Below are 21,373 nucleotides of genomic sequence, written 5' to 3'. Positions count from 1 at the left end.
AACGAATCGTGAATATATGAGATTTTTCTGTGAAAATAAATCACAGATAAGCTTTTTTAACAATATATTAAAAATAAGGCATAAAAAATCCTTTTACGCCTTATTTTGACTGACATTATTTTGCCAGTCTTGCCGCTCTTTGCATAATTTCTAACGTTAACTCACAAGATTTAACAAAACTAGAAACAGGTAAAAATTCAAAGTTTGAATGGAAGTTATGTGCTCCTGTAAAATAATTTGGCGTAGTAATTCCTTTTACTGATAATGCCGCCCCATCTGTGCCGCCACGCATAGGAGTAACTTTAGGCTCAATTTTTATTGCTTGCATAGCGGTAAATAGTAAATCAATTGATCGTCTATCTTCAGTTAATGTATTTGCGATATTGCCATAAATATCTGTAATATCACATTGTATCTGAGCACGTGGATATTGCTGCTGAATTGTTGTTACCGCTTTTTCAATAAATTGTTTACGCTCTTCAAAACTTATTTTATCGAAATCACGAATTGCAATATTTAAAGTTGCCGCACGTTGATTAGCGACAAAGCCATTAAACCACCAATAACCTTCTTTATTTTCTGTGCATTCTGGCGTTTGTTGACGATCAAATAAACTAATAAAATCTTGAGCGACTAAAATTGGATTCACTAATACTCCTTTAGCCGACATAGGATGTGCACTCACCCCCTGAATTGTTATCTTGGCAGCAGCTGCATTGAAATTTTCATAAACCACTTCACCTAATTCACAACAATCTATCGTATATGCAAAATCAGGTTTAAATTTAGTTAAATCCAATAATTTTGCCCCCCTCAAACCAATTTCCTCATCGGGTACGAAGGCAATATAAATATCACCAGTTGGGATATCCTGTGCTTTAATCAATGCAAGTGCAGTCATGATATTCGCGATTGCAGCTTTATTATCTGCTCCTAATACACTAGTGCCATCACTAAAAATAATCTCTTGATTGCAATAAGGTAATATTTCGGGATGTTCCGATACATTCAGCCAGATATCTTTCTCCTTATTTAGCAATAAATTATCACCTTTAAAAGTTAAAATTTGTGGTTTAATATCTGGGGATAGAGAAACATCTACTGTATCTAAATGAGCAACAAAACCAATAGGGGTGGCATTTTCTACACGCCCTTTTAGCACGCCAGTGACATTCGCATGAGCATCAATTTCAACATCAGATACGCCTAATGCGTTTAACTCTTCAGCTAATAAGGTTGCTAATTTCCATTGCCCTTCAGAGCTTGGAACTGTTGTTGCACTCGCCAAACTTTGACTACTAATTGCAAGGTAACGAAAAAAATTTTCAATCAATAATGCTTGCATTGTCATGCTTATTCTCCTTTTATTATTTTATAAATAAACACATTCACACAATAACGCACTTTCTATAACAGATGCAATAAGTTAAAACAATCAATGTTGACATACCTCAAATAAAAATCCACTTTCATAGAAAGTGGATTTTTATTGTTAACTGCTTAAATCTCATCGACTAAAGTTTATTTGGAAAAATAATCAATTTTATTTAGCCGTTTTACTAAGAACCAAACACCATATATCAATAGCCTTGCTGATATACTATCTCAGCTAACTTAACACTCATCAATGCTAAATTAAAGCGTTGTTCATCGGCAACAGACCAAAATTGAATACCATTTTCTAATTCATTTATTGCACTAATATGCAGTTTGACCCGTGATTCATTTGCTTCTACTTCACTATTCGTCACTGGCGTTATCATTTTTTCTGCATGATACACCAATAGTTCATGTTGAGACCAAGATGTTAACTGTGCTTGTGTCTCTAATTGATAATCTGACAACACGCTCACCATTTGTCCAGTGCCATAAAACACAGGGACTTGAATGGCATGAAAAATAATATTTTCAAGTTGAGGAAATATTTTTTGTGTTTGATTAACTAGCACTGGGTTGAATATAGGGAAAACATCAAAAGCCAAACGCTGCTCCGCTTCATCAAGAGGAATACCATTTAACAAACGTGCTGTTTGCCCTGCCAATTGACTCGCTTTATCCGCATTTGTGTAAGAAGCAGGCAATAATGAAGTGACAATAACTTGTTTCAAGGTATTATTTTCCGCTAACTGTGCAATCGCCAGCGACAGTTGTGTCACTTGTGGATCAGGTAAGGATACAATATTACGCTGGCGTAGCTCGGTTAAGTCTTGTTCATTAACAGTTGGTACAACAACAGGCACATCTTGCAAGGCTGCACAAATACCTTTCATATCAATAACAATACAACCTGACGCGGCAGCTTTAGCAACATAGGTGACTTGGTCGACATCACCTGCGAAGAACAGATAATGCCATTCTGACCACTCTACGTCCTCAGGCTTAATTTGTGCCACACTTTTATTGTTAAAACGAATCCCTTGTTCTTCAGTAAAAGGAGAAATATCCACAATAGATAATTGAGTAATATCTAATTGGCTTTGTTCTAACACTTCTGCTAATTTTTCACATAATTCAAATTCAGCTGCAATCGCAATATTTAGAGTTGCACTCATTTTTCTCTCCACTGTAAAATAGTGGCTTCATTTTACTGGAACAAGAAGAAAACACAATGACACCAGCAATTGATTTACTGAAAAAACATAAAATCCCCTTTAAAGTGCACAGCTACGATCACGATCCTAATAATACCCATTTTGGTGATGAGGCCGTCGAGAAACTTGGAATTGACCCAAAGCAGTTCTTTAAAACTTTATTAGTTGCAGAAAATGGTGCTCAAAAAAAGTTGGCCTGTTTTGTATTGCCCACAGCGAATATGCTGAATTTAAAAAAGGCAGCGAAAGCAATTAATGTGAAAAAAGTAGAAATGGCAGATAAAGATTACGCTCAGAAAAGCACAGGATATTTAATAGGGGGAATCAGCCCATTAGGGCAAAAGAAAAGACTTAAAACTGTCATTGCAGAATCAGCTTTACAGTTTGAGCATATTTTTGTCTCTGGCGGTAAGCGTGGCTTAAGTATTGAATTGACTCCACAAGATTTGGCAAAACTTTTGAACGCTCTCTTTTTAGACATTGTTGATGACTAACCTCAAAAGCACATTACCAGCACAATGGCTGGTAATGTAAAAAGTGCGGTCTATTTTAATAAAATTTTGCTTAAAAAGCCGTAGTATCTTGGAACAATCCCACTTTCAGATCAGTAGCCGTATAAATAATACGACCATCCACTTCTACTTCACCATCAGCCATACCCATCACTAGTTTACGATTGATCACGCGCTTCATATTGATACGGTAGATCACTTTTCTAGCAGTTGGTAAAATTTGCCCCGTAAATTTCACTTCCCCAACACCTAAGGCACGCCCTTTTCCTTTACCGCCGATCCAACCTAAGTAGAATCCAACAAGCTGCCACATCGCATCTAAGCCCAAACATCCAGGCATAACAGGATCGCCAATAAAATGACAGCCAAAAAACGGTAAATCTGGTTTAATGTCTAGTTCAGCTTCAATATAACCTTTATCAAAAGCACCACCAGTGTCTTTCATTTCCACTACTCGATCCATCATTAGCATTGATGGAGCTGGAAGTTGAGGTCCGTCTTCGCCAAATAATTCGCCACGTCCTGATGCAAGTAAGTCTTCGTAGCTGTAACTACTTTTTTTATTTGGTGTACAACTGTTCATTATTTTAATCCTCCTCAATTTTAGGATATCTAAGCAAAGTCTGCTTAAATATATTCTAACAGAGTTAATAAGAAATAAAAATAGCTAACACTTGTACGCTTAACTTATCCGATCAGTTACTTTCTACGGAAAAACCACTCAAATACGCTACTCTTTTGCCATTGCTGCTCTGCGCGTTGTTCAATACGATGTGCAATTAAGCGTGATATTGGTAATGTTTCTTCTGTATAAAACCGTTCTTCCTCTTCTACTAAATCACGTTGAAATAAAATTTCACAAGCTTGATAAACATCTTCTACAGGATAAATAAAAAATTGTCCTTGTTTAACGGCATTTACAACCTCTTCGCTTAAGCTGAGTTGATTAATAACCGAAATTGGTACCATGACCCCTTGTTTACCTGTTAATCCTCGGCTAGCGCAAATTGAGAAAAACCCTTCAATTTTAGCATTTACACCACCAACTGAATGCACTAAACCAAATTGATCTATCGCACCTGTAATCGCAATAGATTGAGGTAAAGGTTGAGCTGATAATGCACTCGCTAATACACAAAAACTAGCTAATGAAGCACTATCTCCATCAATTTCGCCATAAGATTGTTCAAATACTAACGAAGCAGAGAAAGGCAATTGAGAGGGTAATTGTAGAATATGTGCTAAACAGGCTTCCGCAATCATAATACTTTTACCGTGAATATTACCTGCAAGCTCACTTTTACGTTCAACATCAACAACTTCTCCATCACCAAATTGGACAATACAACTGATGCGAGATGGTTCGCCAAATGCCATTGGTGTACCTGGGTATTCAATAACTGATAACCCATTGATCTGACCAACTATTTCACCATCTGTTGCAACATAAACTTGCTCATGCAAAATATCCGCATACGTTTGTTCTTGCAAAAAACTTTGCTGTAATGCTTTTTGTTGAAAAAATTGTTCAAAATCCACCTCACTTAATAAAGCATTGCCATGTTTTTGACTTAAAATTGCGGTGCTGGTGAGAATCTCTTTTAACTTTAAAGGAGAAATAGATACAAAACAGCGATCTTCACTGTCACGTACTAGTAGTTGATATAACTTATTAAGGCCATCTAGACTCAGCTGAGGTAATTGATGTTGTTGAGCAAAGGTTTGTATATATTCAGCCCATTTTAAAGCGTTTTCAACTTTTTCAACGGAATAATAACTTTCAATTTCGGAATAATCAGCTAAATCGTATAAATCAGCATCTAAGGAGGCTAATGTGGCAAGCTCTTCTCGATTCCCTATTAAAATCACTTTTAAACTCAGAGGATAGCCTGGGATATCACAAGGTAAGTCTTTAAATGGGTGTGATGAATACCAATCAAAATACTGAGTCAATAAAATCTGCTTTAAACGTAACCATAAATCAAACTGAGAAATAAGCGAAGTAACCGAAAGAATTAATATCCCCCCATTCACTTCATGCACTAAACCTGATTTTAGTTGAATTTCTCTTGATGAAGGATGTATGCGTAAAGCACCAAAGAGTTGAAATTGATCAACATATAATGCACTCGCCACTGTTCTTTTCGTGGCAAAATTATCTGTGATCGATTGTGCAAACTCGGCAGTCACAGTAGGAAAAGAAAAAGAATCGCCTTGTTGTATCAGATATTGTACACCTTGAATCGGGATATCTTCACTTTGCTGCGCTTGAATTGTTTGCTCCAATAAACGGAGATACTCTCCTTGCTCATCGCCTTTCAACACAAGTAAATTGCGCTGAGGATTTCGTAAAAACTGTGTTATTGCTGCATTTGCCCGAGGCTGTAACGCAAAAAAATCAGTTGTCGAACGCGGTAATTCTGTTAATGGAAGTGTTGGGCGTAAGTCTTGCCACGAGAACGCTTTTTCAGCTAAAAAGGATGGATTCACACGTATTATCTCGTTATGTTGAGTGATTATTTTCATAATTCGTCATTATCGCATATTTCCCAAAATAGTGAAAATGTGCTAGAAAAAAACACGAAAACCGCGTATATTAACAACAGTTACCACGTCACTAATTTGTTTAAATGAGAGAATACAATGAAATATCAAAAACTTGAAAATCAAGAGGCTCATTGGAAATGGTTGTATTTAATCAAAAAACACCGTGAAGGTGAAAATATTACGACTTACGAAGAAAAAAGTTTACGTGAAGATAAAGTACAACAACTGATCACGTATCAAAATAAACCACAACAAATTGAAGAATGGATTCGTCATCACTTATCACCTCAGTTAGTGATCAAATTAGATCAAGCTATTCGTGCCCGCCGTAAACGTTTTTTTAACGGCGAAAAACAATCAACGAAAAAAAAATCTATCGATTTAGAATATGCAGTTTGGTTACGTCTTTCTCGTTATTCACGTAAAATGAAAATGACACTCTCAGAAACAATCACTTATATGATTGATGAGCGCGAAAGCAAAGCACAGTTTGAAAGTCAAATGTCTGCGATGAAAGCGGGCTTAAAAGACTTATTAAAATAATTAAGATAAATGAAAAGACAAGGCTGCAATCCTTGTCTTTTTTTGACTAAATGTAAAGTAAGAGGACTATATTATTCAACAATTGGAATAATTTTTGTTGCGTGTGATCCTTTATCACCGTGAACAACTTCAAACTGGACTTTCTGACCCGCTTTTAAAGAGCGGTAACCATCCATCTCAATTACTGAATAATGTGCAAAAATGTCTGCATCCGTTCCCTCTGCCGAAATAAATCCAAATCCTTTTGCGTTATTGAACCATTTAACAACACCAACTTCCATAATTAAAACCTCTAATGGTCAAATGACCTTAACTACTTTTATTTTTAATAAGACTAATTTGTCTTACCACCCAAATTTTATTCAGCTAAATATTCGACGAATTTTCTCTTTTTGGCAATTAAAAATAGTTTAAAATCAAACCGAGATCACAAAATTTTTGCATTTTGGAAGCGCTTACTCAATTCAGCGAAGTTATCATAATGAGTTAAATACTCGTCTTATTCAACTGAATATGCTTCGCGTAACTCTTGAGCAACAAGTGCAATTGCCTCACCCGCACTAATCCCTTGAGCCATCAGTGATTGAATTTTTTCTACTGCAACTTGTTGTTGCTCATGAGTTAAATTAAGGAGAATATTATCTAGCATCGTTTCTTTCCTCTAAAAAATACTTCAAAAGTTGACTACTCTTACTTGAGTTCATTTAAATTCCATCTAAAAATTTTAATCAAATCGAGCCATTGCTGATCTAAATCGGCATGAATTTCCAGCTTCTGCTGTGTAATAGGATGAGTAAAAATTAAACTTTCTGCATGCAACATTAAACGTCGAATGCCAGTATGCTCAGTCAATGCTCTATTTTGATGTAAATCACCATATTGTGTATCGCCCAGAATAGGATGGAAAATATGTTTCATGTGTCGACGTAATTGATGTTTACGCCCTGTATGAGGGATTAAACGGACTAAAGAATAACGTGTGGTCTTATATTTTTTAACAGCATAAGGCATTTCAACTGTGCATAATCCAACATAATCAGTCACAGCCTGTTGCGCTACTTTATCTACTTGAGCAAACTTATCAGCGACTTTATCTAATTGAACTTTCAAAGGGTATTCAATCTGTGCTTTCCCTGTTAAATATCCTCTAACTATAGCTAAATAACTTTTTTCAACTTGCTTATTCTCAAATTGTAAACAGAGCAAGTTAGCTATCTCACTATTTAATCCAAATAGTAATACTCCTGATGTTGGGCGATCTAAGCGATGAATAGGATACACATGTTGCCCTATTTGATCACGTAATGTTTGCATAACAAAGGTTGTTTCATGTGTATCTAACCAACTACGGTGTACTAACATACCAGCGGGTTTATTTACTGCGACTAAGTATTGATCTTGATATAAGATATCTAATTGCATAGGCTATTTCTGCAACAATGCTTCAATTTCGCTGATCGGAGATAATAATTTATCTAAACCCTCCATTTCTTTTAATGCTTCTTCTAAATAAGGCGTAATTGAAATTTTACTTGGAAGTGCTTCGCCTGTTTCTATCAAAGCATACATACGAGGAATAAAAATCCATTGTAACCATTCAGTTGGTGACATGGTATCTAGCGCAAAAGGTTGCTCACTTAAAAAAGCTTGTTCCTCTGGTGGCGTAACTTGCCATAATGCCAGCTCTTGCATAACTATTTGTAATTGTTGTAAATATATTCGTGTTTGTTGATGCATAATCATCCCCTACTAAAAACAAGATTCTATTTTAGTGAAAGTTAATCATATATTCTACTGCTATCAACTTATGTATACATTTCTCTAATTGAAGTTTCTTTATCATCAATTGACATACTAATTTCTTCACTCATTTTATGAAGAAAGACTAAGTTTTCCTTTCCTAAAATTTTTTCGTCACCAATATGCTTAATCACTGAATTTGATACAATGCGATACTTTTCACTTTCTTTTAAAATACTCAAATAATATTCTAATTTTTTAATATTCTTACAACGTTGTAATATTTTTTTAAAAGACTCATAAAAATTATCTTTACCAATCTCTTCTGAGATAATATCTGAAGCCTCCTTTTGCGTAATTCCCATAAATCTAATAGTATTTTTTATATTTTCACGCAGAACTTCAGCATGTTTCGAATTATCTGGTAAAGTTGAATTATATTTTTTCTTTTGCATAAAAATGTCCCTTTTTGTCCCTATCGATTGAATATACTTATATTGTCATTTCACAAAATATAAAATGACAAAAATAAAAATTATTTTTTTAATTACAAATAAGGAGGCCTTTATGGCACAAAATAGAACTGGAAATTCAAACCCTAATTGGCCAAGTAAAACTGGAAATCCTTCGGGAGATCGTAGAGGAAATAATCCACCAGCGAAAAAATAATTAATTAAAAACCACTTTTTAAAAGGTGGTTTTTAATAACATTCATTAATATTCTGGCGGAATGCATCTTTTACATTAAAATATTTATACTCTTCATATGTCTTTGCAAATGCACAAGCACATATATCTCGTTGTTTTTCATAAGAACGAGCGTTATACATACAGGCATTCATTGATTCATACATTTGAATGATATCACGATCTGTTTGAACCCATTCTGGGCCAGAGGCTAATGCATATCCAACACCAGTTGCAATTGCCAAATTTCTAATAAGACGCTTACTTAGTTTTTTAGTAACTTGTAATTCAGAACCACAATCAGAACAGAGTGTTTTATCTTTATCAAGATAGATTTTTGTAACTTTCTTACATTTATTATTGCTACATTTCAACTCTATACTATCTTCATGTTTTTCTATATTATTTAACTTAAATCTATTCAACATAAGACCTCACTTGTATATAATTAAGTCTATTAATTATAAATTTAGTCGAAAATATTTCAAGATACAGCGATAATATAATTTCTGACTTATTATGTGGTATACCATGTACCTTATCGATACTTTTTTTAATTATTCACCCACAAATAGTGAACAAAGTCCAACTTATTCCCTAAATCAAATAATTGATCAATGGCGCTATAATGGACAAATCATCGGACGCGAAATTCCAATATATATTGCAGAACAAGAACAACAGCAAGGCTTTGCAATACGCGTTATTTGTCCTGAACAACACAGTTTATTACCTGAGTTTAATAATGTAGAAGTAGAAAAGGCTCTTGATAATGCTCAAAAGAGCGGTCTATTTTTTGATAGTTTTCATGTGGTTGCTGATGATCTCAACTCAGATCAAACGAGCATACACACGACACCAAGTTGGCAAGTGTTATACACAACTTATCTGCAATCTTGCTCACCATTACATAGCGGTGATGATTTTTATCCAATTCCTTTATATAAACAACTGAAAAACATACCGCACTTAAGTATGGATCTGATTAAATGGCAAGAAAACTGGCAAGCGTGCGATCAATTACAAATGAACGGCTCAGTATTAGAACAACAAGCACTAAGAGAAATCTCAGAAATTACTAGTACATTAGCCAAGCATGGACGACATTTGGCTCAAGAGATTGAGCAACATACAGGCATCCCAACTTATTACTATTTGTATCGCATTGGTGGGGACAGTTTACAAACAGAACAACAACGTTGCTGCCCTAGTTGCAATAAAGCATGGTACTTAGACGATCCTCTTTTTGACTTATTTTATTTTAAATGTGACGATTGCCGTTTAGTATCTAATTTATCATGGCATTATTAATGTAATTTTTGTTTGAACAACGTTAAAAGATTGTTCTCATGTAGGTCATTATTGGTATTTTCTTAATTAAAAATCACTGTTTTTACTGTTCATACTACGCTAGTATAGTTTGCCTCAATATCACTATCCCATAACGTACTTTATTCAGGAAAATTTAAAATAAAATACTTAGAATCGCTTCAACTTCTAATGAAATTCATGTAACGGTAAATTGCGACACATAAAATTTACTTCGTTTAAGCCAGCAAACGTAGTTAAGATATTTAATTTCGAGTAATTGAGTTTGCATAGCAAGCAAATGAAAAAATTAACTATGAAAAAAATTTCATGAAGAAAAGAAGAAAGCCTTAGTTGGGAATAGTTATTTTGCTTTGTACCAGTAAAGAAAAGTAAATAAAAATTTAAAAAAGGAAAAATAATATGCACTATCAACATGATAGCCTAAATAAACTTACACTCGGACAAAAAACACAATATGCCACAAATTATGACCGCACTTTACTACAAGCTGTGCCGAGACAATTAAATCGAGATAGCTTAGGTATTACACAAACACAACCGTTTACGCTTGGCGCAGATATTTGGACAGCATATGAGATTTCATGGCTCAATTCTAAAGGTGTACCACAAGTCGCAATCGCTGATATAGAAATTGATTTTCAAAGTAAAAATTTAATTGAATCTAAAAGCTTTAAACTGTATTTAAATAGTTTTAATCAAACTACTTTTGACTCATTTTCTACAGTACAGCATACATTAGAACAAGATTTAGCCGATTGTGCAAAAGGAAAAGTGAGAGTACAGCTCCATCCTTTAGCTAAATATAATCAAGAAAGTATTGCACAGCTAAATGGCGAATGTATTGATGAATTGGATATAACAATTACTCACTATGAATTTGATGCCTCGGTATTAGAAAACTGCTGTAATGAAATTGTAGTTGAAGAAACATTAGTCAGTCATTTATTAAAATCAAATTGTTTAATCACTAATCAACCTGATTGGGGAAGCTTACAAATTCATTATGTAGGTAAACAAATTGATCGTGAAAAGCTATTACGTTACATTATCTCTTTCCGCCAGCATAATGAATTTCATGAACAGTGTGTAGAACGTATTTTCTGTGACTTAATACAGTTTGCACAACCAAAAAAACTCACTGTATATGCTCGTTATACAAGACGAGGTGGCTTAGATATTAACCCATTTCGTTCAAACTTTGAAACTGTACCAACAAATCAGCGTTTAGCTCGCCAATAGGAGAAGTTATGGGTCAGAATATATATTATGTCAATCCTCGCGGTAGTATGGATCAACTCTCTCATTTAGAAGTAGAATTGCTCACTAAAAAAGCGAAAAGTCCACTTTATAGCCTTTATCGCAATTGTTCACTCGCTGTATTAAATTCAGGTGCAGTAACCGATGATAGCCGTGCTCTATTAAATAAATACCCAGATTTTGATATTCAACTTGTAGCAAGAGAACGTGGTGTATCACTTGAATTACACAACCCACCTCAAGACGCTTTTGTTGATGATCGTATGATCCGTAATATTCAATATCATTTATTCGCTGTATTACGTGATATTTTATTCGTGAATGTAATGAGCCAGCGTTTAAATCCAGATAATATTCAAGACAGTAAACATATTACTAATCTTGTGTTTTCTATTCTGCGTAACGCTAAAGCCTTACCTGTTGGCGAACATCCAAACCTCGTCGTGTGTTGGGGCGGACATTCTATCAACCAAATTGAATACCAATATTGTCGTTCAGTGGGGACAGAACTTGGTTATCGTGAGCTTAATATTATTACAGGTTGTGGGCCTGGTGTAATGGAAGCACCAATGAAAGGAGCCGCAATCGGTCATGCTAACCAACGTTATAAAAATAGCCGTTTTATCGGTATTACTGAACCTTCCATTATTGCTTCTGAGCCACCAAATCCAATCGTTAATGAACTAATCATTATGCCTGATATTGAAAAACGCTTAGAAGCGTTTGTGCGAATGGGACACGGTATTGTGATTTTCCCTGGTGGTCCAGGTACATTTGAAGAATTATTGTACATTTTAGGAATCAAGCTTGCGGAGGAGAATCAAGGACAACCATTGCCACTTATTTTGACAGGTCCAAAAGAAAGTGCAGACTATTTTGCCACTATTGATCGTTTCATTGGTGAAACTTTAGGAAAAGAAGCACAAGCATTATATGAAATTATTATTGATGATCCAGTGACAGTCGCCCGCAAAATGAGCCAAGCAATGCATGATGTCAAAATGAAACGCTATGAGAACTGTGATGCTTATGGATTCAATTGGTCTTTAAAAATCCCAACTGACTTCCAACAGCCCTTCATTCCAACTCATGAAAATATGGCAAATTTAGATTTACATCGTAATCAATCGACTATGAATTTAATTGCTAATTTACGTCGAGCATTCTCAGGTATTGTTGCAGGAAATATCAAGCCAGAAACACAAGATCAAATTGAAGCATTAGGTCGCTTCAAATTGCATGGTGATCCAGAACTATTAGAAAAAATTGATCAAGTACTACAAGATTTCATCGTACAGCATCGTATGAAGTTACCTGATGGCACAGTCTATGAACCTTGCTATGAATTAGTCAAATAGTGCAAAATAGATCGCACTTTACTTTTTAAATTACGTTTCTAAAAAAGTAAAAAATAGCTTGTTTTTTAACAAGCTATTTTTATTATCATTTAACGTAAAATTAAAATAGGTTTATCACTATAACGTGCCACTTTAACTGTATTAGAGCTTAAACCTTCTTTATTATCACGTACTGCCATCATAATAATTAAATCAATATTTTTCTCTTTTGCAATGCGGTTAATCTCTTCATAAACAGGACCATGTGCCAAAATATGTTGCACTTTCGCACCTTCTGGAAAATGTTTTTTCGTAAACGCATGTAGTGCCTTATTTGCCTCATCCAATACATCTTGATCAAAATTCTTTGGTAAAAATGAAGAGACAAAGCTACTGCCTAATGGTGGCACGACGCTCATTACTCGATACACAGTATCTGGATTATGTTTTGTCATTTCCAAAGCGGTTTTCACCGCTTTTTCCGCATCCTCTAAATGACCTAAATCGGCTGTAATTAAAATTTTTTTAAACATGATGTTTCCTTAGTCTTTTGGACGACGGCGCTGATTCATTGCTAACAGCGATAATAACAATAAAGTTGGAATAAATAACCATTCTTTTGCTAACGCATCTTTAACAGGGACTCGACATTCCAATACTACTTGATCCCAGTTTAAGCCTGCTTTTGCTGCACTTGAATCAATTTCTACCGCATCGATAATCATTTGTTTACCTTCTGGTTTTTCTTGCTCAAACAAAGTCAGTCCCATTTTTTGTAAACGTTCTTCCCCAGTTTGTCCTTCTGGTATAAGTAATTGAGCATAAAATTCAATTTCTTTACCATAAGGGTTTAAGCCTGAAACTTTAATAGTCAAATTATCTCCAACCGCTGCTTTTTGTACTTCTTGAACTAATTGTGTTGGTTCAAAAGCACGTTGCGTTGGCGAGATATACTCCATAAAAAAGCCTGGACGGAATAAAGCAAAAGCTAAAATAAATAATACAAGACTTTCCCAAACCTTATTACGACGGAAAAAATAACCAATTGCACCAGCAGTAAAAGCTAAAATACCGATGGTTGCTGTAATAAAGACTAAGATACCTTTTGCCCAACTGACATCAATTAATAGTAAATCCGTATTAAAGATAAATAAAAATGGCAAAATTGCTGTACGTAAACTATACGAAAAAGCAGTTAATCCTGTCTTAATAGGATCTCCACCTGAAACAGCTGATGCAGCAAAGGATGCAAGTCCAACAGGCGGTGTCACATCCGCCATAATACCAAAATAGAAGACAAATAAATGTACTGCAATGAGTGGAACAATAAAGCCATTTTGACGACCAACTTCAATGATCACGACTGCCATCAAAGAAGAAACCACAATATAGTTTGCAGTAGTAGGAAGTCCCATACCAAGAATTAAGCTAAAGCCTGCGACTAAAAGCAACATTAAGAAAATATTGCCCATTGAAAGCGTTTCAATGATTGTTGCTAATTGAACACCAAAACCAGTTAATGAGACAACTCCCACAATAATTCCAGCTGTTGCAGTAGCAATCCCAATACCAATCATATTTCTTGCACCAGCTTCTAAGCCATCAACAAGATCTTTCCAACCAAGTTGGAACTCTTGCTTGAAAGTAGTTTGTTTTCTGTAATAAGCGAGTAATGGACGTTGTGTGAGCAAAATCACAATCAAGGATAAGGCACCCCAGAATGCCGACAAGCCAGGTGATAAACGCTCTACCATTAAACACCAAATTAAAATGACTACAGGCAATAAGAAATGTAGCCCCGCATTGATTGTTGGTCTAACTGACGGTAATTTCACTACTGGAGAATGTGGGTCATCAATTTCTAAATCTGGGAATTGGGCGACACGACGTAATAGTAATAAATAAATTACTGCCAATAATGCAACAACAATACTAAAAGCGTAATTTGGTGTGACATCTTTTAACCACCCTAAACTAAACTCAACAACGAAATACAGTACACAAAGAGAAATAAAAGCCCTTAATGCACCAATTAAAGTCGTTAAAAATGGCTTTGGCTCATCCGTTCTTGGTAAACCTTGTAAATTCATTTTACAAGCTTCTAAATGCACAATATACACAAGCGCAATATAAGAGATGACTGCAGGTAAGAAAGCATGGGTAATTAATTGACTATATGGCATATTCACATATTCAATCATTAAAAATGCAGCCGCTCCCATAACAGGTGGCATAATTTGTCCATTTACTGAAGAGGCAACCTCTACTGCACCTGCTTTTTCAGCAGAAAATCCTACCCGCTTCATCATGGGGATAGTAAATGTGCCTGTTGTCACTACATTTGCAATAGAAGAGCCTGAAATTAATCCTGTCAAACCTGATGCAACAACAGCTGCTTTAGCTGGACCGCCGCGTAAATGTCCTAAATACGCAAAAGCACTTTTAATAAAATAGTTACCTGCACCAGCTTTATCTAACAACGCACCGAATAAGACAAATAAGAAGACATATTTTGTTGATACACCTAAAGCAACACCAAATACCCCTTCTGTTGTAATCCATTGTTGATTGATAATATGAGAAAGAGTCCCAGTACGGTGACTGATAATCCAATCGCTAGGTAAGAATTGACCAAAATAGTTATAAACTAAAAAGACAATCGCAATAACTACTAATGGTAGACCTAAGCTGCGACGCGTCGCTTCAAGGAGTAGAAATATTCCGATGCAACCAGCAATGATATCTTGTAAGTTAGGCGCACCAAAACGTGTGACTAATCCATCATAGAAAAATAAATAATACGAACCTAAAAAAGCACCAACTGTTGCAAATACCCAGTCCACTAATGGAATACGATGTTTCGGTGACGATTTAAAAGCTGGATAAGATAAATAAGCTAAAAATAAAGCAAATGCGAGATGAATTGAGCGGGCTTTTGTATCATCAAATACGACATTGATATTCAAGCCAATATTACGTAAAAACTCTTGTAACCAAAATGGTGCGGGAGAAGCATAATAAAGTTGGAATAATGACCATAAAATAGCAACACCAGCAATTAATTTTTTAGGAAATCCATCTGGATCACGCCCACCTGTGTCGCTTGATGCCACAATATCTTGTAAATCATCATAATCGATGTTTTTTGTTGACACGCTAAAACTCCTCGTCATCTAAAAAATAAAAACGGAAAAAGGCAGGAACCTTGCCTGCCTTAAAAATATTGAGATAAGAAAATTACAACCAACCTCTTTCTTTATAGTAACGCACTGCGCCATCATGTAATGGAGCAGACAGCGCATTTTTGATCATTTCGTCTTCTTTTAAGTTTGAAAACGCTGGATGTAAACGTTTGAAACGATCAAAGTTATCAAATACTGCCTTAACAATCGCATAAACACTATCTGCATCTACATCAGAAGAAGTAACTAAAGTAGCATATACACCGAAAGTTTCTGTTGGAGCATCACTTCCCTTATACAAACCACCTGGAATTGTTGCTTTCGCATAATATGGGTGATCTGCAACAAGTTTATCAATTTCAGGTCCAGTAATTGGAACTAAATGTGCATCACAAGAAGCAGCAGCTTCTTTCAACGCTCCATTTGGATGCCCAACATTATAGGTGATTGCATCTAAGTTATTATCACACATAACTGATGCCATTTCTGCAGGTTTCAATTCAGAAGCGACTTTGAAAACAGAAGCATCCCAGCCTTTTGCACCAAGAATAACATTCATAGTTGCACGTGTACCCGAACCAGGATCACCAACATTAACACGCTTACCTTTCAGATCATCAAACCCTTTGATATTAGCATCAGTACGTGCCATTAAAGTAAATGGCTCTGGATGAATAGAAAATACGGCTCTTAATTTATCATTTTTTTTACTTTCAAAAGAACTTGAACCATTATATGCATGATATTGCCAATCAGATTGAGCAATACCTAATTCCATTTGATTATTAGCAATTGAATTTAAGTTAGCAACAGACCCCCCTGTTGAAGGAGCATTACATTTTACTCCTGTTTTTGCAGAGTCGCGATTTACTAATTGACAGACAGATTGTCCCACCACATAGTAAACGCCTGTTTGACCACCAGTACCAATGGTTACAATTTTATCGGCAGCAAATACTGCACTTGAAGAAAGCATTAATGCTGCTGTCATTGAAAGCTTTAGATACTTTTTCATAGAGTCATTTTCCTTATTTTGTTGTTGGTTTGCTTAGATGTACACTTCAACTAGCGAACTTAGAAATAGCAAAAATTTTACTTTTTTGCAACAATTTATTTTCTGTCAATTCAAATCTGTGCTAAACATCACATCACTAATAAAAGTAAGTATGGTAGATTCCTTATACATTTTAACTTCTCAAACCAATGCCACGACTAATTAAGAAATAAGCAATGCAATATAAGCTAATAATAAAGGTAATTAGTACAAAAAATGCATAGCCAATATGGATATCTGACACACCTAAAAAGCCATAACGAAAACCATTAATCATATAAACAATAGGGTTTAATTTAGATACTCCCTGCCAAAAATCAGGTAATAAGGAAATTGAATAAAAAACACCCCCTAAGTAAGTAAGTGGTGTTAAAACAAAAGTAGGGATAATGCTAATGTCATCAAAAGAGCGCGCAAAAACAGCATTAATTAAACCACCAAGTGCAAATGTTGCTGTCGTCATTAACAAAATGATCACTACAATCAACCAAGAATGCACCTCAAAGGTCACAAAAAATAATGCCACTACCGTAACTAAAATACCAACACAAAGTCCTCTAGCAACACCTCCAGTGACATAGCCTAGAATGATAATATGTGGTGATGTCGGAGAGATCAATAACTCCTCCACGTTTTTAGCAAATTTTGTGCTGTAAAAAGATGAGGCTACATTTGCAAAAGAGTTAGTTAAGGCAGACATCATAATGAGACCTGGTACAATAAACTGCATATAACTAAACCCATTCATTTCACCAATTCGACTACCAATTAGTTGTCCAAAAATCACAAAATATAATGCCATTGTAATCACGGGTGGCACTAACGTTTGCACCCAAATGCGCGTGAAACGTCGAATTTCTTTCGTTACAATAGTTTGAAATGCAATCCAAGCTAATCTCATTACACACCACCTTTATTATCTGATTGATTATTTAATGCCATTGAAACGAACAACTCTTCCAGACGATTCGCTTTATTACGCATACTTAATACCTTGATATTTTGCTCTGATAACTGTGAAAAGAGCTGGTTTAATCCTTGTTCACGCTTTACCTCCACCTCAAGACTATGTTCGCTCATATCAATAACATTATACCCAGTAATTACTGGTGTATTTGCATAAGTAGCTAGATCAAACACAAAGGTTTCTGTTTCTAATTTTGCAAGCAATGCTTTCATTGGCATATCAACCACTAACTTTCCTTGCTGAATAATACCAATATTACGGCACAACATTTCAGCTTCTTCTAAATAATGAGTAGTTAAAATAATCGTTGTCCCTTGTTGATTCAACTCACGTAAAAATGCCCACATTGTCCGACGTAACTCGATATCTACGCCAGCTGTTGGTTCATCCAAAATTAATAATTTTGGTTCATGCATTAACGCGCGAGCGATCATCAAACGACGCTTCATACCTCCCGATAGACGAATTGCTTGCTGAGTACGCTTTTCCCAAAGATCGAGTTTTTTCAACCAAATTTCTGCACGAGTTAACGCTTCTGAGCGAGGAATACCGTAATAACCTGCTTGATTAACTAAAATATCAATCACTCGCTCAAATTGATGAAAATTAAATTCCTGTGGTACAAGGCCTATACATTGCTTTAACTCACTGACCTGATTATCCAAGTCATAACCAAAAACGCTGACTTTTCCACTCGTTTTATTGACTAACGAACTGATAATACCTATTGTCGTAGATTTGCCTGCGCCGTTATGTCCTAGTAGTGCATAGAAATCACCAGCCTTTACACTTAAATCGATCCCTTGTAAGGCTGTCACACCATTTTTATATTGTTTTGTTAATTGCTTTATTTCTAATGCTAACATGTGTCCTACTTTGTTATTTAAATCCGACTGATATCAAATAAGCTTAAATCAATATGATTTGATGTACCATAAAATCTCGCTAGTGCTTTGCGTAATATTTCAGCCCGTTTTGGTAGCCCCTTTTCAGCATAAAGTTTCACTTGTTCATATACAGCTTGCTTAAAAGGCAATGTATCCCCAGGGTTACCAGTCAAATTATCAACACTCGCAAAATAACGAAATCCTGCTGCTGTGGACAAAATCCACTCAATGGCTTGAGGTTTTACTTCAACTTGTTCAAATAAACGCTGCTGCTGTTCTGTACGTCCATCAGGCTCATACCAATAACCAAAATCCTCAAGTTGACGACGCTCTTTTCCAGCAACAAGCCAATGTGCAATTTCATGTAAGCCACTACTATAAAAACCATGAGCAAAATAAATCGCATGATAAGGACAATTTTCATTTGCAGGTACATATAGTGGCTCATCTCCACCTTTTACTAATTTTGTATTGTATTCTTGTTCAAAACATTGATTAAAGATATTAATTAAATCACTGATTTGATGTTCCATTGATACTCCAAGTGTTAAAAATTTGAGAAAAATTAACCGCACTTAAATGAAAAAAGTGAACGAAAAAAGAGGCAGGATGCCTCTTTTTAGTAAAAATGGCTAGTGTTATTTAAAACTATCTAATTGTTGTAACGCTGCAATACGCTTTTCTAAAGGTGGGTGGCTCATGAATAATGCTGCTAAACCTCCACGTTTGCCATTAATTGCAAATGCAGCAAGCTGCCCTTCTAGCTCTTGTGGCTCATGCAAACTTTGTAAACGTTGCAAAGCCGCAATCATTTTTTGTTTACCGACCAATTCAGCTGATCCTGCATCAGCACGAAATTCACGGTAACGAGAAAACCACATTGCAATGATACTTGCTAAAAATCCAAAAACAATTTCTAACACCATAGCAACTAAGAAATAAATTCCTGAACTACTTTCACCATCACGGTTACTTGATACGACTTTTGCAATCATACGAGAAACAAAAATCACAAATGTATTCAATACACCCTGTAAAAGAGTCATCGTCACCATATCGCCATTTTTGATATGTGCAACCTCATGCGCCAAGACTGCTTCTGCTTCATCACGAGTCATAGCTCGTAACAGACCCGTACTCACCGCAACTAAGGAATTATTTTTACTTGCTCCCGTTGCAAATGCATTCACATCCTCCGAGTGATAAATAGCCACATCTGGCATAGGTAAATTTGCACGTTCGGCTTGTGAGCGAACAGTATTCATTAACCAATGCTCTGCTTCATTACGAGGCTCTTTAATCACTTCAGCACCAACAGATCGTAATGCCATCGTTTTAGATAGAAAGAGAGAAATTAAAGAACCAGAAAAACCGAATAATGCTGCCATGATTAACAAACCAGTAGCATCTTGTGCTTGTATCCCAGTTAAGCTCAAAATAATATTAAATACGACTAGAACAGCCATGTTAGTCGCTAAAAAGAGTAAAATTCTCATCATAATAAAAAATCCTTATCGTTAGGTTAAATAGCTTGTGTTGTAATATAGTAGCAAAATTGTTAAATGCAAGAGGTGTTATTAAAATTTTACCATAAGCTCATTTGTTCTAGCTGATGGGATACTTTTTCATTTGGTATACTTAAATGTAAACCGATCAAACGAATCTCTCTTCCTGCTGTACGACACCAAATTTGTCTTAATAACAATGCAAAACTTTCTTGAGTCAATGTTAATCCTGTTTTTTCTAATGTAGTCACTTGAAAATCAGCAAATTTCAGTTTCACACCAATTTTATGCAAAGTTGTTAAAGGCAAAGTAGGTAAAGCCTGATTAATACGCTGAATTAGTGATGGATAAAGTCGTTCTAATACAACTATAGCTTCTGATAAATTGATAATATTATACTTCAAAGTTGTTTCGACACTGATCGACTTTAATACTTTGTGAGGTTCAACTTTACGTTCATCTATCCCATGACTGAATGCCCAAATACGCAGTCCCATTTTACCAAACCGCTCCAACAATAACACTTTACTAGTATTTTGGATATCTGTACAAGTTTGTAATCCCATCGCTAATAAACGTTGATAAGTTACTTTACCAACTCCTGGAATCTTGTTTAATGGTAAATGTGCAAGAAAATTATCCACTTCTTCTGGCTTAATCACAAACTGACCATTTGGTTTATTTTGCTCTGAGGCAATTTTGGCCAAAAACTTCAAAGGTGCGATACCCGCTGAGGCCGTTAATCCTAATTCAGAAGAAATGGCTTGCCGAATCTCTGTCGCTATCCAAGTGGCAGATCCCGCACACTTATCACAACCAGTGACATCTAAATAAGCCTCATCCAGAGAAAGCGGTTCAATGAGATCGGTATAGCGTTCAAATATTTGCCTAATTTGTTTCGAAACTTGTTTATATAGTGGCATATTAACAGGTAAAAGGACTAAATCAGGACATAATTTTAATGCTTGTGCGGTTGACATTGCACTATGTAAGCCAAATTGACGAGCAACATAGTTACAAGTCGCTAGCACACCTCTATTTTCCACAGAACCTCCAACAGCAACTGGCTTACCTATTAAACGAGGATCATCACGAGTCTCTATCGACGCATAAAAACAGTCCATATCAATATGAATAATTTTACGACTCATTGATATCATAGTAGCAAAGAAAAAGTACGGTCAAAATTTTTTAAAATCTAACCGCACTTTAGCACATAAAACTGTATAAAT

23 protein-coding genes are annotated in these 21,373 nt (G+C 35.4%); 5 read left to right on the top strand and 18 right to left on the bottom strand.

The window, feature by feature from the left end:
* Positions 1–115: 115 nt before the first annotated feature.
* Positions 116–1,351, bottom strand: coding sequence for a peptidase T (gene pepT / locus K7G93_RS02530; protein WP_226690784.1), 1,236 nt, complete (start codon positions 1,349–1,351; stop codon positions 116–118).
* A 229-nt stretch (positions 1,352–1,580) separates the two neighbouring features.
* Positions 1,581–2,552, bottom strand: coding sequence for an oxidoreductase (locus tag K7G93_RS02525; protein ID WP_226690785.1), 972 nt, complete (start codon positions 2,550–2,552; stop codon positions 1,581–1,583).
* A gap of 56 nt (positions 2,553–2,608) precedes the next feature.
* Here K7G93_RS02525 and ybaK point away from each other — a divergent pair, with 56 nt between their 5' ends.
* Positions 2,609–3,085 (top strand): Cys-tRNA(Pro) deacylase, encoded by a 477-nt coding sequence (ybaK, locus tag K7G93_RS02520; protein WP_226690786.1) that lies wholly within the window; start codon positions 2,609–2,611, stop codon positions 3,083–3,085.
* Positions 3,086–3,155: 70 nt separating this feature from the next.
* On the opposite strand, the gene fabA is transcribed toward ybaK, so the two are convergent.
* Entirely contained in the window at positions 3,156–3,686 is a 531-nt protein-coding gene (gene fabA, locus K7G93_RS02515; protein WP_049214533.1) for a bifunctional 3-hydroxydecanoyl-ACP dehydratase/trans-2-decenoyl-ACP isomerase, read from the bottom strand.
* 116 nt (positions 3,687–3,802) lie between these two features.
* Positions 3,803–5,593, bottom strand: a complete 1,791-nt coding sequence (locus K7G93_RS02510) for an AAA family ATPase (protein WP_226690831.1) — start codon at positions 5,591–5,593, stop codon at positions 3,803–3,805.
* Positions 5,594–5,746: 153 nt separating this feature from the next.
* Here K7G93_RS02510 and matP point away from each other — a divergent pair, with 153 nt between their 5' ends.
* Positions 5,747–6,193, top strand: a complete 447-nt coding sequence (gene matP / locus K7G93_RS02505; protein ID WP_049214535.1) for a macrodomain Ter protein MatP — start codon at positions 5,747–5,749, stop codon at positions 6,191–6,193.
* 71 nt (positions 6,194–6,264) lie between these two features.
* On the opposite strand, the gene cspD is transcribed toward matP, so the two are convergent.
* The 6 genes from cspD to K7G93_RS02475 form a co-directional block, all read right to left on the bottom strand.
* Positions 6,265–6,474: a cold shock domain-containing protein CspD gene (gene cspD / locus K7G93_RS02500; protein ID WP_049214536.1), complete on the bottom strand. Its 210-nt coding sequence runs from the start codon at positions 6,472–6,474 to the stop codon at positions 6,265–6,267.
* A 218-nt stretch (positions 6,475–6,692) separates the two neighbouring features.
* Positions 6,693–6,842: a YoaH family protein gene (locus tag K7G93_RS02495; protein ID WP_082303067.1), complete on the bottom strand. Its 150-nt coding sequence runs from the start codon at positions 6,840–6,842 to the stop codon at positions 6,693–6,695.
* A 41-nt stretch (positions 6,843–6,883) separates the two neighbouring features.
* Entirely contained in the window at positions 6,884–7,615 is a 732-nt protein-coding gene (truC, locus tag K7G93_RS02490; protein WP_160530637.1) for a tRNA pseudouridine(65) synthase TruC, read from the bottom strand.
* A gap of 3 nt (positions 7,616–7,618) precedes the next feature.
* Positions 7,619–7,930, bottom strand: coding sequence for a YqcC family protein (locus tag K7G93_RS02485; RefSeq protein ID WP_049214538.1), 312 nt, complete (start codon positions 7,928–7,930; stop codon positions 7,619–7,621).
* A gap of 68 nt (positions 7,931–7,998) precedes the next feature.
* Positions 7,999–8,388, bottom strand: a complete 390-nt coding sequence (locus K7G93_RS02480) for a hypothetical protein (protein WP_191134882.1) — start codon at positions 8,386–8,388, stop codon at positions 7,999–8,001.
* A 246-nt stretch (positions 8,389–8,634) separates the two neighbouring features.
* Positions 8,635–9,048 (bottom strand): hypothetical protein, encoded by a 414-nt coding sequence (locus K7G93_RS02475; RefSeq protein WP_160530633.1) that lies wholly within the window; start codon positions 9,046–9,048, stop codon positions 8,635–8,637.
* Between the two features lie 103 nt (positions 9,049–9,151).
* On the opposite strand from K7G93_RS02475, the gene K7G93_RS02470 reads away from it, so the two are divergent.
* From K7G93_RS02470 to ppnN, 3 genes are all read left to right on the top strand, one after another.
* A complete protein-coding gene (locus K7G93_RS02470; RefSeq protein ID WP_226690787.1) occupies positions 9,152–9,931 on the top strand; it encodes a Zn-ribbon-containing protein in 780 nt (259 codons plus the stop codon).
* A gap of 420 nt (positions 9,932–10,351) precedes the next feature.
* Positions 10,352–11,191: an NADPH-dependent 7-cyano-7-deazaguanine reductase QueF gene (queF, locus tag K7G93_RS02465; protein WP_224046174.1), complete on the top strand. Its 840-nt coding sequence runs from the start codon at positions 10,352–10,354 to the stop codon at positions 11,189–11,191.
* Positions 11,192–11,199: 8 nt separating this feature from the next.
* A complete protein-coding gene (gene ppnN / locus K7G93_RS02460) occupies positions 11,200–12,567 on the top strand; it encodes a nucleotide 5'-monophosphate nucleosidase PpnN (RefSeq protein ID WP_049214541.1) in 1,368 nt (455 codons plus the stop codon).
* 89 nt (positions 12,568–12,656) lie between these two features.
* On the opposite strand, the gene K7G93_RS02455 is transcribed toward ppnN, so the two are convergent.
* The 8 genes from K7G93_RS02455 to dinB form a co-directional block, all read right to left on the bottom strand.
* A complete protein-coding gene (locus tag K7G93_RS02455; RefSeq protein WP_049214542.1) occupies positions 12,657–13,079 on the bottom strand; it encodes a universal stress protein in 423 nt (140 codons plus the stop codon).
* A 9-nt stretch (positions 13,080–13,088) separates the two neighbouring features.
* Positions 13,089–15,719: a TRAP transporter permease gene (locus K7G93_RS02450; protein WP_226690788.1), complete on the bottom strand. Its 2,631-nt coding sequence runs from the start codon at positions 15,717–15,719 to the stop codon at positions 13,089–13,091.
* Between the two features lie 64 nt (positions 15,720–15,783).
* The gene (locus K7G93_RS02445) at positions 15,784–16,743 is read right to left on the bottom strand and encodes a TAXI family TRAP transporter solute-binding subunit (RefSeq protein WP_049214544.1); all 960 of its coding nucleotides are present in this window, start codon (positions 16,741–16,743) and stop codon (positions 15,784–15,786) included.
* Positions 16,744–16,915: 172 nt separating this feature from the next.
* A complete protein-coding gene (locus K7G93_RS02440; protein ID WP_226690789.1) occupies positions 16,916–17,683 on the bottom strand; it encodes an ABC transporter permease in 768 nt (255 codons plus the stop codon).
* Positions 17,683–18,615, bottom strand: coding sequence for an ABC transporter ATP-binding protein (locus K7G93_RS02435; RefSeq protein WP_049214546.1), 933 nt, complete (start codon positions 18,613–18,615; stop codon positions 17,683–17,685). Before K7G93_RS02435 ends, K7G93_RS02440 begins: the two co-directional genes overlap by 1 nt.
* A 17-nt stretch (positions 18,616–18,632) precedes the next feature.
* Entirely contained in the window at positions 18,633–19,169 is a 537-nt protein-coding gene (locus K7G93_RS02430; protein ID WP_049214547.1) for an elongation factor P hydroxylase, read from the bottom strand.
* Between the two features lie 105 nt (positions 19,170–19,274).
* A complete protein-coding gene (gene htpX / locus K7G93_RS02425; protein ID WP_049214548.1) occupies positions 19,275–20,135 on the bottom strand; it encodes a protease HtpX in 861 nt (286 codons plus the stop codon).
* An 86-nt stretch (positions 20,136–20,221) separates the two neighbouring features.
* Entirely contained in the window at positions 20,222–21,298 is a 1,077-nt protein-coding gene (gene dinB, locus K7G93_RS02420) for a DNA polymerase IV (protein WP_226690832.1), read from the bottom strand.
* Positions 21,299–21,373: the final 75 nt, after the last annotated feature.

The sequence above is a fragment of the Pasteurella canis genome (assembly GCF_020810675.1).
Lineage (GTDB): Bacteria > Pseudomonadota > Gammaproteobacteria > Enterobacterales > Pasteurellaceae > Pasteurella > Pasteurella canis.
This window is presented reverse-complemented; position numbering and strand designations above follow the sequence as displayed.

What these genes read in the sequence shown, in the direction of transcription:
- ppnN (WP_049214541.1), top strand. Translation starts at nt 11,200, where the DNA reads ATGGGTCAGAATATATATTATGTCAATCCTCGCGGTAGTATGGATCAA.
- queF (WP_224046174.1), top strand. Translation starts at nt 10,352, where the DNA reads ATGCACTATCAACATGATAGCCTAAATAAACTTACACTCGGACAAAAA.
- K7G93_RS02445 (WP_049214544.1), bottom strand. Translation starts at nt 16,743, where the DNA reads ATGAAAAAGTATCTAAAGCTTTCAATGACAGCAGCATTAATGCTTTCT.
- ybaK (WP_226690786.1), top strand. Translation starts at nt 2,609, where the DNA reads ATGACACCAGCAATTGATTTACTGAAAAAACATAAAATCCCCTTTAAA.
- htpX (WP_049214548.1), bottom strand. Translation starts at nt 20,135, where the DNA reads ATGATGAGAATTTTACTCTTTTTAGCGACTAACATGGCTGTTCTAGTC.
- fabA (WP_049214533.1), bottom strand. Translation starts at nt 3,686, where the DNA reads ATGAACAGTTGTACACCAAATAAAAAAAGTAGTTACAGCTACGAAGAC.
- K7G93_RS02440 (WP_226690789.1), bottom strand. Translation starts at nt 17,683, where the DNA reads ATGAGATTAGCTTGGATTGCATTTCAAACTATTGTAACGAAAGAAATT.
- K7G93_RS02470 (WP_226690787.1), top strand. Translation starts at nt 9,152, where the DNA reads ATGTACCTTATCGATACTTTTTTTAATTATTCACCCACAAATAGTGAA.
- K7G93_RS02475 (WP_160530633.1), bottom strand. Translation starts at nt 9,048, where the DNA reads ATGTTGAATAGATTTAAGTTAAATAATATAGAAAAACATGAAGATAGT.
- truC (WP_160530637.1), bottom strand. Translation starts at nt 7,615, where the DNA reads ATGCAATTAGATATCTTATATCAAGATCAATACTTAGTCGCAGTAAAT.
- K7G93_RS02430 (WP_049214547.1), bottom strand. Translation starts at nt 19,169, where the DNA reads ATGGAACATCAAATCAGTGATTTAATTAATATCTTTAATCAATGTTTT.
- K7G93_RS02435 (WP_049214546.1), bottom strand. Translation starts at nt 18,615, where the DNA reads ATGTTAGCATTAGAAATAAAGCAATTAACAAAACAATATAAAAATGGT.
- K7G93_RS02480 (WP_191134882.1), bottom strand. Translation starts at nt 8,388, where the DNA reads ATGCAAAAGAAAAAATATAATTCAACTTTACCAGATAATTCGAAACAT.
- K7G93_RS02450 (WP_226690788.1), bottom strand. Translation starts at nt 15,719, where the DNA reads ATGACGAGGAGTTTTAGCGTGTCAACAAAAAACATCGATTATGATGAT.
- matP (WP_049214535.1), top strand. Translation starts at nt 5,747, where the DNA reads ATGAAATATCAAAAACTTGAAAATCAAGAGGCTCATTGGAAATGGTTG.
- K7G93_RS02455 (WP_049214542.1), bottom strand. Translation starts at nt 13,079, where the DNA reads ATGTTTAAAAAAATTTTAATTACAGCCGATTTAGGTCATTTAGAGGAT.
- K7G93_RS02525 (WP_226690785.1), bottom strand. Translation starts at nt 2,552, where the DNA reads ATGAGTGCAACTCTAAATATTGCGATTGCAGCTGAATTTGAATTATGT.
- cspD (WP_049214536.1), bottom strand. Translation starts at nt 6,474, where the DNA reads ATGGAAGTTGGTGTTGTTAAATGGTTCAATAACGCAAAAGGATTTGGA.
- K7G93_RS02495 (WP_082303067.1), bottom strand. Translation starts at nt 6,842, where the DNA reads ATGCTAGATAATATTCTCCTTAATTTAACTCATGAGCAACAACAAGTT.
- K7G93_RS02485 (WP_049214538.1), bottom strand. Translation starts at nt 7,930, where the DNA reads ATGCATCAACAAACACGAATATATTTACAACAATTACAAATAGTTATG.
- pepT (WP_226690784.1), bottom strand. Translation starts at nt 1,351, where the DNA reads ATGACAATGCAAGCATTATTGATTGAAAATTTTTTTCGTTACCTTGCA.